The organism is Photorhabdus viridis (assembly GCF_040256935.1).
GTDB classification, from domain to species: Bacteria; Pseudomonadota; Gammaproteobacteria; order Enterobacterales; family Enterobacteriaceae; genus Photorhabdus; species Photorhabdus viridis.
This window is the reverse complement of the sequence record NZ_JBEJZY010000599.1, coordinates 1-223: the sequence shown is the minus strand read 5'-3', so window position 1 is coordinate 223 and position 223 is coordinate 1. Positions and strand designations below refer to the sequence as shown.

The window sequence follows — 223 nt, the reverse complement described above, 5'->3', positions numbered from 1 at the left end:
AATCGTGACCATTCACCATTACGGCAAGTGTCCGCAGGCCCTGCAAGAAGCCCGTGGCGGATCAGGAACTTATCTGCATAATGAATTCAGTTTTATTTCCGGCTATCAGGACTGGCGAGCGCTGTATCGCTACAAACCGCTGGCGGATGGTGATGAAGTGGCAACCGTGGTTGGCCCGGCCGGGGAAGAGATTTATGTCAATGAAGACGGTTGTATCCGCGTT

1 pseudogene is annotated in these 223 nt (G+C 52.9%); it reads left to right on the top strand.

The features are described 5' to 3' along the window. Positions 1 to 223: pseudogene (locus ABR397_RS24725) on the top strand (type VI secretion system tip protein VgrG); the annotation flags it as partial.